Annotated in this window: 13 protein-coding genes, 1 tRNA gene and 2 pseudogenes; 4 read left to right on the top strand and 12 right to left on the bottom strand. The window is 37.8% G+C overall.

Annotation, left to right across the window (positions count from 1 at the left end; all coding sequences use genetic code 11):
- Positions 1-632 precede the first annotated feature (632 nt).
- Positions 633-1967 carry a carboxyl-terminal processing protease CtpB gene (gene ctpB / locus FJR09_RS13995; RefSeq protein ID WP_015079592.1) on the top strand — a complete coding sequence of 445 codons (1335 nt, stop codon included), beginning with the start codon at positions 633-635 and terminating at the stop codon, positions 1965-1967.
- A 151-nt stretch (positions 1968-2118) separates the two neighbouring features.
- Here ctpB and FJR09_RS13990 read toward each other — a convergent pair whose 3' ends face one another.
- The 4 genes from FJR09_RS13990 to hrcA all read right to left on the bottom strand — a co-directional run bounded on the left by FJR09_RS13990 (position 2119) and on the right by hrcA (position 5447).
- Positions 2119-2985, bottom strand: a complete 867-nt coding sequence (locus tag FJR09_RS13990) for a hypothetical protein (RefSeq protein WP_041458312.1) — start codon at positions 2983-2985, stop codon at positions 2119-2121.
- 47 nt (positions 2986-3032) lie between these two features.
- Positions 3033-3614, bottom strand: a complete 582-nt coding sequence (locus FJR09_RS13985) for a DUF1517 domain-containing protein (RefSeq protein ID WP_015079590.1) — start codon at positions 3612-3614, stop codon at positions 3033-3035.
- 74 nt (positions 3615-3688) lie between these two features.
- The gene (locus tag FJR09_RS13980; RefSeq protein ID WP_015079589.1) at positions 3689-4357 is read right to left on the bottom strand and encodes a hypothetical protein; all 669 of its coding nucleotides are present in this window, start codon (positions 4355-4357) and stop codon (positions 3689-3691) included.
- A gap of 13 nt (positions 4358-4370) precedes the next feature.
- The gene (hrcA, locus tag FJR09_RS13975) at positions 4371-5447 is read right to left on the bottom strand and encodes a heat-inducible transcriptional repressor HrcA (RefSeq protein ID WP_015079588.1); all 1077 of its coding nucleotides are present in this window, start codon (positions 5445-5447) and stop codon (positions 4371-4373) included.
- 314 nt (positions 5448-5761) lie between these two features.
- On the opposite strand from hrcA, the pseudogene FJR09_RS26195 reads away from it, so the two are divergent.
- The 3 genes and pseudogenes from FJR09_RS26195 to FJR09_RS25280 all read left to right on the top strand — a co-directional run.
- A pseudogene (locus FJR09_RS26195) lies at positions 5762-5857 on the top strand (hypothetical protein); the annotation flags it as partial.
- A 146-nt stretch (positions 5858-6003) separates the two neighbouring features.
- On the top strand, positions 6004-6132 hold the full coding sequence (locus tag FJR09_RS25890; RefSeq protein ID WP_256370257.1) for a hypothetical protein: 129 nt from the start codon (positions 6004-6006) through the stop codon (positions 6130-6132).
- Between the two features lie 39 nt (positions 6133-6171).
- On the top strand, positions 6172-6408 hold the full coding sequence (locus FJR09_RS25280; RefSeq protein WP_254433113.1) for a TniB family NTP-binding protein: 237 nt from the start codon (positions 6172-6174) through the stop codon (positions 6406-6408).
- An 84-nt stretch (positions 6409-6492) separates the two neighbouring features.
- Here FJR09_RS25280 and FJR09_RS13960 read toward each other — a convergent pair whose 3' ends face one another.
- The 8 genes and pseudogenes from FJR09_RS13960 to hetF all read right to left on the bottom strand — a co-directional run bounded on the left by FJR09_RS13960 (position 6493) and on the right by hetF (position 14406).
- Positions 6493-7314, bottom strand: a complete 822-nt coding sequence (locus tag FJR09_RS13960; protein WP_168654105.1) for a DUF3800 domain-containing protein — start codon at positions 7312-7314, stop codon at positions 6493-6495.
- A gap of 147 nt (positions 7315-7461) precedes the next feature.
- Positions 7462-10311 (bottom strand): single-stranded DNA-binding protein, encoded by a 2850-nt coding sequence (ssb, locus tag FJR09_RS26190; RefSeq protein ID WP_371416443.1) that lies wholly within the window; start codon positions 10309-10311, stop codon positions 7462-7464.
- A gap of 149 nt (positions 10312-10460) precedes the next feature.
- On the bottom strand, positions 10461-10595 hold the full coding sequence (locus FJR09_RS25885) for a hypothetical protein (protein ID WP_256369518.1): 135 nt from the start codon (positions 10593-10595) through the stop codon (positions 10461-10463).
- A 116-nt stretch (positions 10596-10711) separates the two neighbouring features.
- Entirely contained in the window at positions 10712-10858 is a 147-nt protein-coding gene (locus FJR09_RS25270) for a hypothetical protein (RefSeq protein WP_254433112.1), read from the bottom strand.
- Positions 10859-10867: 9 nt separating this feature from the next.
- Positions 10868-10940: transfer RNA gene (locus FJR09_RS13945), tRNA-Arg, on the bottom strand.
- 49 nt (positions 10941-10989) lie between these two features.
- Positions 10990-11136, bottom strand: a pseudogene (locus tag FJR09_RS13940) (M23 family metallopeptidase); the annotation flags it as partial.
- Positions 11137-11443: 307 nt separating this feature from the next.
- Complete coding sequence (locus FJR09_RS13935; protein ID WP_015079584.1) at positions 11444-11782, bottom strand: P-II family nitrogen regulator; 339 nt, start codon at positions 11780-11782, stop codon at positions 11444-11446.
- A gap of 137 nt (positions 11783-11919) precedes the next feature.
- Entirely contained in the window at positions 11920-14406 is a 2487-nt protein-coding gene (gene hetF / locus FJR09_RS13930; protein ID WP_015079583.1) for a cell division protein HetF, read from the bottom strand.
- Between the last annotated feature and the right edge of the window lie 1267 nt (positions 14407-15673).

Raw genomic sequence — 15673 nt, 5'->3', positions numbered from 1 at the left:
TGAACGACTTGATGATATTTTTCAACTTCGTCTAGTAGTTTGTCAAGATAAAAATGATGGACTGTAGTGTGAGCGTCTCGCTCACGCGGGCATCTTGACCGCACTACCAAAAACCCGTCAAAATAAATTTGACAGACTACTAGTAGGATTGTCAGTGCGTGGGGACAGATTTTTTCCGCCAGAGCGATGTCTAGGACGGGCTATGCCAACGCCCCAAAACCAGCCAAATAATCAGGAGCAGTTTTAACCCCCAAAATAATTTTTGTAACAATTGCCACAATTTCTTAAATTTGCCCTGAAAATGAATTAATTAAGATAAATTTTTAATAAAACTTTAACTATCTATTGATGTAAATCTCAGCTACTAAGCCAAGAAAGTGCTATGGTGAAGAAGATAATTGGGCATTTACAAATGACACTCACCTAAGTGTTAAATACTCGTGTTGTTCTGTAAAAAAACTGATAAAATCGAACCGTATTTGTTAACCAACAAATACAATATCTGACTCATCATTAACAAAAAACCAAAAGATAGATGAAGTATCAAGGTTATTAGGATAAAAAAAACTAGAAAACATCAGAAAATTCTGATTGATAAACTGTCAAAAACACAACTATTTCAGCTAATATACATGAACCAATCTGTGAAACGTTACTCACCGCTCCAAGCTGCCCTGATTGGTGGAGCGATCGCCACAACTGCTACTATATCCGTATTTGGTCAAGCTTTGACACGCTCAGTTCATGCGGCTTTACAAGACAGTCCGAAAGCCTTAGTTGACCAAGTTTGGCAGTTGGTGAATCGTGAATATGTTGATGAAAAATTTAACCAACAAGATTGGCAAGCAATCAGACAAAGCCTATTAAGTAAAGACTATACTTCTAAAGACGAGGCTTATGTAGCAATCCGCGAAGCTTTACAGAAACTAGGTGATCCCTACACCCGGTTTATGAACCCCAAACAATATGAATCCTTGACTAGTCAAACATCTGGGGAAGTATCCGGGATTGGGATTCGGATGCAACTAAACGAAAAAACCAAACGCCTGACCGTTATTGAAGCGATAGAAAATTCTCCAGCCCTGAAAGCCGGACTCAAATCAGGTGATGAGATTATCGCAATTGATGGTAAATCTACCCTGAAAATGAGCGTGGAAGATGCCTCAAAGTTGATTCGTGGGCAGATAGGTACTTCTGTTAGTTTGGATTTAGAAAGAGCAAATAACAAATTTAAAGTTAAATTAACCAGGGTGACAATAGAAGTTCCCACAGTCCGATATACCCTCAAACAAGAAGCTGGTCGGAAAGTTGGGTATATTAGATTACAAGAGTTTAGCTCTCATGCCGCTGATCAAATGCGTGTAGCCATTCGCAAGTTGAACGACCAAAAAGTTGATTCCTACGTTTTAGATTTGCGAGGTAATCCTGGTGGTTTGTTAAATGCGAGTATAGAAATTGCCAGGATGTGGTTAGATGACGGTCATATCGTCAAAACCGTAGACCGCAAAGGATCGAGCGCTCAAACACAAGCTAATCGGACAGCCATTACCAAACTACCTTTAGCAATTTTAGTTGATGGTAATTCCGCCAGTGCTAGTGAAATCCTCACCGGCGCACTCAAGGATAATAAACGGGCTGTAGTTGTTGGTAGTCAAACCTTCGGTAAGGCTTTGGTACAGTCAGTCCATGAACTAGGAGACGGTTCAGGTTTAGCAGTGACTATTGCCCATTACTATACACCCAATGGTACAGATATCAATCATAAAGGGATTGCCCCCGATATCAAGCTAGACTTGACCCAAACTCAAGAACGCCAATTAGCTTCTAATCCGAATTTAATTGGTACAAATAGCGATCCCCAATATACCCGTGCCATTGCTGTTCTTTCTAATGGCAAATTAGCACAATCAGTGACAAATCAAAATCCTCAGTCTATTAGTGTCAATGCTCAAGACTTGAAGTTTTAGCATTTTGTGTAGGTTGGGTGAAGCGATAGCGCAACCCAACGCTCATGTTGGGTTATGGCTAACGCCTCCCGTCAGAGATACGTACCATTGCTGGGCGAAAGTAAACGTTCCACAACCCAACCTAGGAATCAAGAGTTAATACATAAATTTCCTATCTTCTTCTACTACCAAAACCGGAAGAACGGCGACTTGAAGAACGGCCACCACTACCAAAACTACTACCAGAATTGCGGCGAGTAGAGCTAGAATTACCAGAAGGTGTAAGGGTACTACCACCAAAACCAGAACCAGAAGCTCGTCCAGTTGTTGTAGTCCGGTTGGCGGTTCCTGAAGACGAATTTCTGATGTTTCCTGTAGTGCGGAAAGTGGTGCGATTTCTCACTGCTGCGGGTGGTTCATTGTAGCGAGAACGGTAACTAGAAACAGCCGAATCATAGCTAGAACCATAGCCACCATGACCATTCATGATCCCACCTGGCTGATAAACGGGGGGAACATAATATTGAGGTCTAAACAACATACTACCAATAGCTTGACCAGCGACGTTACCAACTAAAGCTCCTGCAAAAGGGGCCCAAAAGCTACTTTGTTGGCGCACAATCACAGTTTCCGGTTGTCCGGTTTGGGGATTGTTTCTGGTTTCGGTGACGTTGTGGACGTACTCAAGTTTGAAGTCCTCGGTCATGTATAAGACTGGCTGACTATTTTCTACTTTTAAGTAAGTTTTCTTACCTGCTTTGATTTCATCATCAGTCAATCGTGCCATTTGCAGCTTTTCTGTGGCAAAGCTGGGGGGATTGTTATTGAGTAAAAACAAGGTATACTCACCATTGGCATCATTGTATGTACCCTGTTGTACTTCATACTGACCATCATTTAACTTGGTGGGAGTAGCAGTTTGGCTAATATTCTTAGTTGGAGAATTAGCTTGGTTTCCTCCCCCGCAAGCGACAGTTGTTAAGCACAAAGTTAAGGCTAAACAAACAACTGTAAGTTTACGTAGTATACTGATAATCATTGTGTTCATGTTTGTTTTCGGGTACTAATTACAGACTAACGAATCATTTACAGTGGGATCAATTCTGGATAATATTCCAATAATTGATCACTGGAAAGTTCATCACCTAATTGGGCTGGAGAAAAATGCACTTGGATAGCGCGGAGTTTATGTTTGTAGTGTAGATTAATTACGGCTTTAAAGGCTGCTTTCAAAGCTGGGATGTTGGCTAAATCAGTTTCTAACTCGGTAATTTCCCCTTCAGCAGCGACTGTAATCATGACAACGATGTTACGGGTGACAGGAAGTGATAAGGGCTGATTTGAGGAAGTGGAATTAAAATCAAGATTAGCCCCATATCTTTGGGCTGAGTCTGTGAATAGTTCATTGACATAATCTCCTGCTTCCCCTTGATTCCAAAAGACATCACCTTCATTAGCAGCAGCAAACCAATATTCATCATATTGTAGGAAAGTTTGGCACAGTTGCACCAATTCTTCTCCTAAAATATCCAGATCACCGTCAGCATTAATCGCTGTTCTAGCACTACTGTTGAGGACACCTAAGATTGGCGCTACTTCTTCTCCGTTTAAATGCAAGAACAAACGACAGACAATATAGCGAGTTTTTCCCATCATGCGATTAAACATTTTTTGTCTCCTGTAATTTCAGTAGATGTTGTTCACAACTGGATACTTACCTTTTTAATTTTAGTAGTCAGGAGTTAGTGGAGTATTGTTGTCTCAACTCCTTTTTGATTTTCTATATCTATAGGTGGACGCACACACAGATACATCAAAGCTCCAAACACAGGAATGATCGCAAATAACCAAAATAACTGATTATTTTGCCAACCTCGTCTTGTCATATCATCTCCTAACAACGTGGGAAATAATAGACTCAAGATGATAAAATCCAAACTCATGACGTGAATAAATCGGCTGGTTTCCCACTGTTGTCGAAAATTATCCCAGTCTCCCTGTAAACTATAGGTAAATAAAACCGCCGCACCTAAAGTTAATAAAATTCCAAAAATGCGAGAATCTAGTAATTTGAGAAATAATTTTTTTTTCCCTACAAACTTTTGATTGGGTTCTCTTAAAGCTAAATATGGTAAAAGCCCAAAAGCCCCAATAGCAAAAGCAGCACTAGCAAATGGCCAAGCAGGTATTTTTTGACCTCTACCATCAAAAAATACCACTGCACTATATATAAAAGGCCAAATTCCCATGATATTAAATAAACATATAATCAGCGGATTAATCCCTTGCCAATTTCCTGTAGAGAGATTTTTTATCAACTCAAAAGTATCCGGTTGTTCAGGAGGAGCAAAGAAAAAGGCATAGGAAACAAATCCTAGCCATAGTAAGCCAAAAGTGATTTTTCTGATCATGAATTTATGGAAATTAACTAAAAGCTTCCGAGAGATAATTTGCTGCTGCTGCGACCACAGCGATCGCACTCTCATAGTCTAACCTAGTTGGACCTAAAACTCCCACACTTCCCACTGGCACAGAACCCCGACGATAAATAGCAGAAATCAAAGTACAGGTGCGAATAGGTTCAAGAGGATTTTCTGTCCCAATCCGCACCGTTACTTTAGACTTATTTGTATCATCCATTTCTGTTTTTTCACAAATTAAATGCCAAAGTTGGTCTTGTTCTTCTTCCAACAATTGCATAATTGTCTGTACCTGCTGTACTTGAGAAAACTCAGGTTGTCGTAAGACTTCTCCAATCCCCCGCACCATAATTTGTGTAGTCGTTGGTGCAAGAGCGCGATGAGTCAATTCTACCAAAGAACTTTTCAAAAATTCGCCATAAACTCGAAATTCTTGATCTAATTCACTCCAGTCAAGATAGCCTAATTCTAATAAACTCCTTCCTCGCAAATGACTATTCAAAAAGTTAGAAACTATCTGCAATTGATGATCAATTACCTCCGGTTCAGGTTTAGTTACTGATGATATTGAAAATAAATCCATCACCTTAGAATGGGTTTCATAACTATCTGTCACCACAATCAACATAATCTTCCCGGATTCAATTTGCACTAGTTGCAAATGTCGTAACTTTGCTGTCGTGGTTTGTGGCATAGTAATTAAAGTAATACAGCCGCTTAATGTTGCTAAAATTTGGGCTGCACCTTGTAATAGAGCCTCTAAACTCCAATCTTCCCAATGCAAATGTCTTTGTAATGCCGTTTCTACCTCTTTAGCTAAAGTTTCTGATGGTTTAATTAGTTGGTCAACATAAATCCGATAACCAGAATCAGAAGGAATTCTTCCCGCAGAAGTATGTGGTTGATAAAGTAACCCTGATTTTTCTAAAACACCCATCACATTGCGAATAGTAGCCGAGCTAATACCTAAATCAAATCCTTCAATTAAAGCTTTAGAGCCAACAGGCTCTGCTGTCGCAATGTAATGACGTATAGTCGCCCAAAGTATATTTTGTTGCCGATTAGTTAGATGGACTTGCATAGGTGATATTTTTACTGAAGGCAAACCTTAATCAAAATCTGAAAAAATGCGTGGTTTTTACCACCAAACCCCAAAAAAGTATTAATTATTAATTAATGCAAGATAGCAAATTATATACTTAATATTGTCCGCTTTATGTAAATTAAAAATTTGCAAGCAATATCAAAGGTTGTAGCTTTTTCCTTAGTCGTAATTTATATTTCTGTCACCGAAACTAGGTTGTTTCAGTGTCTAACTTACATAAATCTCTATGTTTTTCTGGATCATCTCATGACATCCTCAAATAAACTGTAATTTTAGCTACAGAATATTAGATGCTACTGCGTAAGTTGGGTAGCTATAGTCGGAAAAATCCTCTTGATCAAGCTTTTCGAGGGTTGGTTAAGGTGGTGCGAACCATGCTTTTGCTGCTATTCTCCAGCGGCGATAGTACATATTCACTATATTGAATCTGCATTGGTTTTTCTCTCGGTTTTTGATGATGAACAAATGCGCGAAGATTACGGGTGGTAAATCATGACTTCACAACAAGCCCAAAGTGTTGCTCAAGAATTAGGTGATATTCTTCCCGAATGATGAGAAATTACAAGCAGAAATTCACCGATTGAATCGGAAAAGTTTTATTCTATTGGAACAGGTGAAAATGCTCCATGATTGGTTAGATGGTAAGCGACAATCACGGTAGTCTGGTAGGGTGCTAGGAGAGTCAAGAACGGGTAAAACTATGGGTTGTGATGCCTACAGACTCAGGCATAAACCTAAACAAGAAGCAGGAAAACCGCCAACTGTGCCTGTTGCTTATATCCAAATACCGCAAGAATGTAGTGCAAAGGAGTTATTTTCCGCAATTATTGAGCATTTGAAGTATCAAATGACTAAGGGAACGGTAGCAGAGATTAGAGATAGAACGCTGCGGGTTCTCAAAGGTTGTGGGGTGGAAATGCTCAAGCCAAATATTTGAAACTTCCAATTATAAATGATATAATATAACTGTGGGCGAACGTCGGCTTCATGCCGTGTGTTTGGGTAGCTTGTCTACTTAGACCTAGCCCACAAACCATTTTAGTTTATCTAGTAATAGCGGGTTGGAATCGGTGTACCACTCTCCATAGTTCTTATTTCGCCGATCATCTAAATCCATAATCATCCTGTATTTTTGAGCAAGTGGCATAAAATACTTATTTTCTTGGCGTTCATATAATCGTTGTAAAGCCCATAGGTAGTAATCAACAACCTGTAAGCCAGCATATTCCGATGGGTAGGCTGGTGTAATAATTGTTTGACTATCTGAGGATATTTTCCATTTAGTCTCAAAGTTCTTTTTAGCTTGATTAATTGCTTGTTGTAGTGCTTCTTCCCGTGCGGTTTTACCACGTCTGGCAAAAACGATATGATTAACACTGGCTTTGTGTAAACGATCTTTAAATAATCGTTTTACTAGATCATCATATATATCATCTTGATTTATTTTTTTGCTCAAAGCTTCATAGGTTTTTTTGGTTGCTTCGGCTAACTCTGCTTTGCATCTAATAGCTACAAATATTTTTACTTCAAAAGTTTGCATCAGTTTAAAAACTTCCATTCTGACATCTTGATGATCGTCTTTAGCATGGAAAGTAATTGCAGTTTTTTTGGCTGACGGTTGCATTGAGGGAATATCTTTAAATCGGGGATCATTACAAAGTTGTTTTCTGAGTTCTGCGAGTTCTAAAATTACTTTTTCTGGTTGAAAAACTTGGGCTACACCTACCATAAAAAATTTAGATGCTCCTGGTTGTCCTACTATAATTCTTCCTTTTCTGTCAAAAAATGTTAAGTCTCCAGCTTCGTCAACAAAATAATGATTAGTTTTTTCTTGTTCTATCATACGGTTTAGATAAGTTTGCTAAAGTGATTTTTAGATAATTTTAACAAAGGTTGTAGAAAATAAAACTTTCAGTTGAGTCAAGTTTTTTCATTCTCTTTATATAAAGTTGGATAGGTAGGTTTATCAGAATGGATGAATTATTAATATTCACCAATCATTAAGATTGTATTGCTGATTTAGTTTGGGATCTAATAAATCTAATTTCTCGACCTTAATAACAGGTTGAGAGCGATTAACTTTTGTTTTATCATCTCTCCATGTTTCAAAACCCAAAGTACCTTGAACAGCAATTAGACTATCTTCACGTAAGTTTTCTTCTGCAATTTTGGCCATTTTATTCCACATTTCTAACTTAAATAAATCAGTACCTTTTTTAGTATGACGATCTACCGCTAAATATAAATTACATTTTATCTTGCCACTATCAAAATATTTAACATTTGGATCTGCATTTACTCTACCTACTAAAATGACAATATTGATTGATTTGGTTCTTGCTATATATCCAGGACAATAAATTTCGATATTTTTATTTTGATTATCTTTTTCCCATTTAGAATTACAATATTGACATTTAGGACAAACTAGACGCTTACAAGTATTACATATATTATAATTTTTACCTAGTTCTTCATTCCTAATGATATGAGGATATCCACATTTACCACAATAGGCTAAAATTCTTGTTTTCTCATTACTTCCTAATTTTGTTCCTTGTAATAATCCTTTACCTTGAAAATGGAATTTTACAAACTCATTTAATTTCAGATTTTCTCTGCGACTATATAAAATATTCAAAGTTTCACAAAAATTTATAATCGTCGGTGATTTTTTGGAAGAATTAGGATGTTGATCTTTAACAGGATCATATATTTTCAAAGGATGTGGATCTTCATCGAGATTTTGGTGAGTATATAAAATTTCTAAATATTTCAGAGGATCATAATCTTGATTATTACTATTGCTACCAATCATACTCAGAAAATGCTTGAGTATAGCTAAAAATATATGAGGTAATTTAATTCTTTGAGATTTAATATTAAGAATATTATCAATAAATTTGCATCTCCATTCAGATAATTCTTTTCTCCAGTCATTAGGTAATTTTCTTTTAGCAGCAAGAAATAAAGGTAAAGCATTATATTGTTTTTTAATTGAGTTAAATTCTTGATATGCTTCATATGATGGTATTTCCTCATTAGTTAAGTTTCTAAATTCTTCGATGATCTTTATTTGGTTAACATAAAAATCGTCATCATAATCAAATAACCAGTGAGGATAATAAGGCTTATCTCCTTCATTACTAATATTAATACTTCTTGCTAGACTTTCCCCTAAAAACAATTCTTTAAGTTCACTAATATCACGTTTATCAAAAGTTCCCAGTATTTTAATTTGCTCAGAATTGCAAATATCTTGATTTTGTTTTTCTTTTTCTATAGCTTGTAAAATATCATTTTTTGTGATGTTTTGATTTTGAGATTTTTTATCTCTAGCTAAATCATCTTTGATGTTGTCTTCTAATTCTATTTTTTCTTCCTCATTCAATTTATTCGCACAGTACCATATTATATGTATATATTTCTTGGATTTCTTGGATTGATAATCATTCTGATATAGAAGAGGGGAAAGAACTCCTATAATTTTAATATCTTGTTCACGATATTCCTTTAATTTTCTAACACAAAATGAGGAGTAAACCTTTGAATTTTGAGATGATCTAGCATTTTTAACATCTAAATATATAGGTTGTTTTTCTTTTGTGATTCTAATATCATATTTTTTCCAATCTCCACCATCATGATTTTCAACTTGTTTAATCGAAATATCTTCTACATCATATCCAATAGATTCATAGTATTTTGCTACTAACTTTTCAGCACCACGAGCAGCAACCATTTTTACAAATTCATCATCATTATTTTCATCCATCCATTTTTTAATCAATTCTTTTTCATCTTCATTTAAAGAATATAATTCTTGCCAATTACCACATATTTTATGTTCGTCAGGATAACCAGATTCTGCAAATCGTTTAACTATATCAAAGAATCTTTGATATCTTTCCTCTATCTTTTTCAGCTTATGTTCTTTTGGTGCAACTCCCCATAAATATCCTTTATATTCTAAGTTTGCTGATAGATATTCAATCTTATTCCAATAATCATCAATTAATTTTTCACCATTTTTATTCATTTTATCTATTAATTCTTGTAGAATTTCATCTTGTAATTTTTTATCCAAGTCATTAATATATTGATTAACTAACTGAGGATATTCTGGTAAATTTGTTAAACAGGATCTCAAATCCGCATATTTAATAGAGATAGAAGGAATTTTTTGAGCTAATTGTTTTTTAAGTTTAAAATTAATTGCGTCTAAGTCTGTTAAGAATGTTTTTCTTTCACTAATTTTTGATTCTATTTCCTCTAATGAGAGAATATTGAGGTTGATGTGGGCAATCAGACTTTTTATGAAAATAGTAGGATCATTACTGGTTATGTAGTTACATATAGTATTTTCATCTTCTATTTTATCAATTAATATTGCTTCATATCTATTATTCTTAGTTCTTACTCCAAATGAAACAATATCATGTAACTTTAACTGAGAATGATAATTGTTTCTAAAAAGACGTGGAGAAACATCTTTACATTTTATTTCAATATAAATAATAGAATTTTCAATAATTGTATTAACTGTTCCAATATACTTGTATAATCTTACATTAATAGCTTTTGATTTACCATTTCCCTGAGTAATTAACTCAAATTGAACAGAAATATCTTCTCCATTTTTTTTATCTTGTTTTAGATAATCTAAAAACTTTGGGTCAATAATATTTTCCTCATCAAAACGATAACCTTGCTGATATTTCTCATACTTGGACATTTTTGAGAAACTGTCTATATCTTCAGGTCTGACAATAAAGCCATAATTTTTACCATGACTACCGAACCAATGAATAAAACTTGTATATATCTGCTTAGTTTCCATATTAATTAGTAGGTTTATTGTAATAGTAAGTACCTTATTAGTTTACCAAGAAGTGTATAAGATGCAGATAATAAACAAAAAATTTTACTGAATCATACATTTGTACACAAAATATTAAGTTGATTAATTATGGCTATTTATTGTACCTATCACATTTTTAACTTAACCTCCAGCCATTGATAAATAACATCTAACCACACAGGAATTACAGCTTTACCTTCATCCAAAGATGCGATAGCGAAGCGCGACCTAGGAATCGCTCTTTCCCTGTCAAATTCTACCAAAGAAAGCGAATCATCCTGTGATCACAACAACATAAACCGCCTCCCCTGACCCGAAATAAACAACTCCGGTTCTTGTTCCTTAGGTGTTTTGTGAGTTTCACAAGCAATATCAAAACTTATCCCCGTAGACAGCCAATATACCAAAGCAGCCAGTCCCACCAAATTAGACCTGGAGTAATAAATACTGCGTCTTCCGTATCACTAATTACAGGCAAGACGGACACCAACTTGTCAACGCGGTCAAATAATCTGACAAGTGACATTATAAAAAATGAGCGCGGAGGGATTCGAACCCCCGACCTACAGGACCGGAACCTGTTGCTCTATCCACTGAGCCACGCGCCCTTATACATTTGATAGTATAACATACTTTTTGAATTTAAACAGCATTTAATTATAAGTAATTTGCTGGGTCAACAGGTGTACCATCGCGGCGGACTTTAAAATGGAGATGGAGACCCGTGGAGAAGCCTGTAGAACCGACGGCAGCGATCGCTTGTCCTTTTTGTACAGTTTGTCCTTCACTGATATATAATTCGCTACCACAATCTAATTTTTTGCAAAAATACCCTTAATACCCTTTTCAACTAGTTACATTTAGCCCAAAAAGTGGAAACATAAACAGTATTATGCCTGACATGGAGGGACGATAAGACCACTTGTGGCGGGTTCTGGCGAAGTGTCAAGTGTTTCCCCGCACCTTCAAGTCGGTGAGTATGTCAACTTTGGCAAAATTTAATTGGAAGACCCTTAGAGGGTGTATAAAAGGCGCGGCTGATTTTCTGTTTTCACATTTACAGACTCAGCAACGCCAATTTTTTGGATATTCAACACCCAATACTTAATACTTATACGGCTTCCGTATTTTTTTCTCCTGTCCGAATGCGGACAATTTGTTCAACAGAGGAGATGAAAATTTTACCATCACCGATTTCACCAGTCCGGGCTGCGGAGATAATCTTATCTACAACCATATCAACTTGGGCATCTTCAACAACGATTTCCACTTTCAGTTTTTGGAGAAACTCTACCGTGTATTCCGAACCCCGATAGCGTTCAGTTTGCCCTTTTTGCCGTCCAAAACCCCGAACTTCAGAAACTGTCATCCCGACAATACCCGCATTAACTAGGGCAATTTTCACTTCATCTAGTTTAAATGGACGGATAATGGCTTCTACTTTTTTCATTTTTTTGATTCCTGACTTCTAATAACGTCGTTTATATATCTAAGCAGATTCGTTGTCTCAGGCTGTAAATATAGTCATAGTTATTTAATTTTAGCCTGATGTATGGGATTACAAGGTTTTTTGATCATTGTCCACAATTATGGACTATTTTCTTGCAAAAGCGCTCTCCAATCAGCGATCGCCTGTTCTGTCCACAGCCAATTTTGTGATAACCTCTCAATGGTAAAGTCTGCGGGCGCATTTTGAATCACCATTTGCCGAAGTTTAATCGCTTCCCGTAAATATTGCTGGCGTTTATCAGCGGGTTGACTGTTAGCAGATTTATATAAACCCAAAGCCAATCCAGCATAAGCCGTCAAAGCCTCCGGTTCTCCAGCTATTTGGGGATATTTCATTGGATCAGAACTTTTATTCCGTTGGGGCTTTAATGCCAAACTCAGGGATTTGAACCAAGCATCATTAGCATAATTGAGATTATTCTCCGCATAATAGGCACATCCTAAAGAATTATTATACAAAAGAGAATCTGGCTGCTTTTCTACAGCCCTAGCCCAATAACGACGAGCATCATCAATACTATATTTATTATTTTTAGTTTGGACTGACTGCCAAGCTAAACGCCCCCGGAAAAAATTCACAGCTGGATTTTCAGCATCCTGAGTAGGAATCAAATTTAAAGCTGTTTCCGCAGCCGTCAAAGCACCACGATTCAGTAATTCATTAACAGCATCTAACCCAGCCGTTAAATGACCTTGACTCAACTGAGCCGTCGCCGTTGCCGTGACAATTCCCGTAGCTGAATTAGCTAAATTAATCCGTGGATACTGATTACTTGTGAGATTTTGTCCAGGAATCGGCGGCACATCAGCAGACTTGCGCACTTGTCGTTGATGCCACCACCAACCAATACCAACAATGACAGTAATTGCACTTGCTCCCACCAAACCATACACTAACAATGGTGATTTTGTTCGGTGAAAACGATTACCCTTTGGAGGGACAGGTGACGGTGATAACTGAGGATTTACCTCACGCTTCTCAAGATTCAAGGGAGTTGGGGTAATCTGAGTTGGGACATTTTCCCAATCTAAATTTTGTTTCGGTTGGGCAACCTGCATTTCCGACAAATAATGATGATTCTCCGCGATTAATTCCGTCTTCATACTTGGTTCTTCTGTTTTAGCAACCGGATTGCCAAGCTGACGAAACAAATCAGAAACTATTGCCAAATCCTCATTATAAGTGGGATCATCATACTCAATTTCATCGCCCAGATCACCCCAAGTATTCTCCCCTAGCCAGTCTACCTCCGTCGTCTCCTCTCCAAAATTAGGATTGAGAATATCATCAATAGCTAAAGGAATTTCTGGGTTAGTTCCCATATCAGCATAATTATAACTATTTGGCTGCTTGATGGGCTGATATTGGTTCAGTAACTCCGATAGCCCCCGTGGCGTAGCCATAACTTCTGGTGTCAAACAGCCATCAAATTCTCGCTGGAGATACAAAATTGGTAAAGCCCAGTACATCTGCTGAGAACCATAGGCAGAAATTAAGCCTTGACGAACCCGACTTACACATAAATCTACAGCATAGCCCTGACTCAAATTGCGGTAAAACAATTGTGTCAGCGTCAGTGCTACCTCATCAGGTATGCGTTCTGACATCGCCAAAATACTTCTAATTCCCCGTTTTACCAAGCTTTCAGTTAAATTCCGTTCTGCTGAGTCTGACTCCGTCTCTGACCTAGCCCGATATGCCCCCAAACAGGAGTTAAACACTGCCATTTGAATATTATTATTAACCAGTAGCCCAGCTAAATCATCTCCGCTGAGAGTTTCTGTTAAGCCAGTTTTTTTACTCACTAAATAAATTTGCCCACCATTGCCCCCCAAGTTGCTATGACCAGAATAGTGGAGAATATGGTAATGTCCCTGTTCTAAAGCTTGGGTGAGTTCTTCCCTCCCCGGCCCGTCAAGAACGGTCAATTCAATTTCTGGAAGATGATGATTACCATCCGCCACTCTTAATGCTGGGCGGTGCAATTCTGCCTTGAGATTAATAGCTTCTTGTTTGAGCAAATCTAGCCGCGCTAAATCGGTAGGTGAAGAAATCACCATTAGCACTCTTATCCCCCGTACTTCCGGCGACGTGGGCAGATTATGAGTCAGTAACCGTGAGCCTGGGGCGATGCCACTTTGGTAACGGGCAAAGGTGATATAAGGACCCGTAGCCAATGGGCGATCGCCTGCGTGCATCACTTCCCACGGTAACCGCGCCAATCTCGTATCCTTCAATCCCAATCTTAGCCGCAGCACCTGTTGGTGATTTTGGGCTATACCTTGGGCAGTAATCCAACTATCCCTGAGTGTTCCTTGAAACAGCGCATTATATAACTCCTGACCCAAGGACACCAAGTTAACAGAGTTTCTGGCTACCATATTCCCCTGCAACATTAACTGCAAAGGATCATCCATCAAATCGCCTGCGGCCGCCAACCACTCAGCCACAGGCCAATGCACCAGTTCTTCTGCCACCGGTACCCCAGGTGCAACTTGTTCCGTTCGCACCAGATAGTCATTTTGCCCCACCTGCGTTGCGGAAATGTGAAATTCCTGGGTCACAATTTCTGCTCCATAAAACCTATACAATGCACGTAAAATCGCTGAAAACTTCTTTACTCTTGCCTCTTGCCTCTTGTCTCTTACTTAGTGCTATAACGACAATTTTCAACGCCAACCTACTTATCAGCCACATTTAAATCTCCACCCATTGTGATTATATGCCTTAAACATTAACTGTTCTGGCATCGGTAGACATGATCTTGTTCACCCGACACTAGGAAATATAGAACAATTAGCAGTATTGTTTTTGAGAATCATGCCACAAGTGGCTAATCCTGCCAATACTCTAGATGTTTTTTGCCATTCTAAAGTTTCAAAGATGCCTTCCTATTGATCTTAATCTACTTTTTCACAAGGGTTTTGTGTCTGTTGGCTGCAACCACTTTATCCGGATTGATTGATCCCCGTCGAGAACTGTTTATTGGTAGATGCACCTTGATCTTCAATTCCCCTAGTTTGGCTAAAACTCACTGGGGGTTTTCTTTTTTCATAAGACCTGGTGATAAGTGGGAAACGAGCGTGTCTTTAGACCTGAGAGGGAAACGACACGGGCAGTTCGACAAGTGTTACAGTGAGCTTGTCGAACTGCTCACTGACCACGGTTTTAACCGCTGTGGTTTTTGGTGTATCTTGACAGCCTCCATATTTTTCGCTAGGATAATCGCATTCTTGTGAAAAAGTAAGCACAATGCTTTAAGCGGAGTGTCTAGTGGCTGTTTGGCACAGCCTTTACGAGTGAAAATCTCTGAAGAATCTCAGCGGCTTGGCTCCCTGAGATTGTCAATTTGGCAAATAAAAAACGCTCTTGTTTGTCAAGAGCGTTTATAAGCATTGATAGATAAACTATTAAGTAGATTAAGTAGATAAAATCCTAACAACTAACTCCCCTACCCAACTACCAGCCACAGGATTTTTTTCGGTATGTGACAAGCTGCAATCTTTGGGTAATTTTTTCCGGAGCATAAGTTAAAAACAATGAACAATTAACAAGTAGATGCACCCTGATAACTAACTTCCCTTAGCTGGCTAACACCACTGAGGGTTTTTTTGTCTGTAGGTTAGCACAAAATAATTATTGCCACTCACCCATTTTTTCCGGAGCATTACATAGAACTCTAGAACAATTAACAAGTAGATGCACCCTGATAACTAACTTCCCTTAGCTGGCTAACACCACTGAGGGTTTTTTTGTCTGTAGGTTAGCACAAAATAATTATTGCTACCCACCCATTTTTCCCGGAGCATTACATAGAACTCTAGAACAATT

Source organism: Dolichospermum sp. UHCC 0406 (assembly GCF_009712025.1).
GTDB classification, from domain to species: domain Bacteria; phylum Cyanobacteriota; class Cyanobacteriia; order Cyanobacteriales; family Nostocaceae; genus Dolichospermum; species Dolichospermum lemmermannii.
The sequence above is the reverse complement of the archived record's forward strand: the minus strand, read 5'-3'. Positions and strand labels throughout refer to the sequence as shown.

Excerpts from the sequence above, each read along its gene's own strand:
- hrcA (WP_015079588.1), bottom strand. The coding sequence starts at position 5,447 with ATGCAAGTCCATCTAACTAATCGGCAACAAAATATACTTTGGGCGACT.
- FJR09_RS25280 (WP_254433113.1), top strand. The coding sequence starts at position 6,172 with ATGGGTTGTGATGCCTACAGACTCAGGCATAAACCTAAACAAGAAGCA.
- FJR09_RS13985 (WP_015079590.1), bottom strand. The coding sequence starts at position 3,614 with ATGTTTAATCGCATGATGGGAAAAACTCGCTATATTGTCTGTCGTTTG.
- FJR09_RS13935 (WP_015079584.1), bottom strand. The coding sequence starts at position 11,782 with ATGAAAAAAGTAGAAGCCATTATCCGTCCATTTAAACTAGATGAAGTG.
- FJR09_RS13980 (WP_015079589.1), bottom strand. The coding sequence starts at position 4,357 with ATGATCAGAAAAATCACTTTTGGCTTACTATGGCTAGGATTTGTTTCC.
- ssb (WP_371416443.1), bottom strand. The coding sequence starts at position 10,311 with ATGGAAACTAAGCAGATATATACAAGTTTTATTCATTGGTTCGGTAGT.
- FJR09_RS25270 (WP_254433112.1), bottom strand. The coding sequence starts at position 10,858 with ATGTCACTTGTCAGATTATTTGACCGCGTTGACAAGTTGGTGTCCGTC.
- FJR09_RS13960 (WP_168654105.1), bottom strand. The coding sequence starts at position 7,314 with ATGATAGAACAAGAAAAAACTAATCATTATTTTGTTGACGAAGCTGGA.
- ctpB (WP_015079592.1), top strand. The coding sequence starts at position 633 with ATGAACCAATCTGTGAAACGTTACTCACCGCTCCAAGCTGCCCTGATT.
- FJR09_RS13990 (WP_041458312.1), bottom strand. The coding sequence starts at position 2,985 with ATGATTATCAGTATACTACGTAAACTTACAGTTGTTTGTTTAGCCTTA.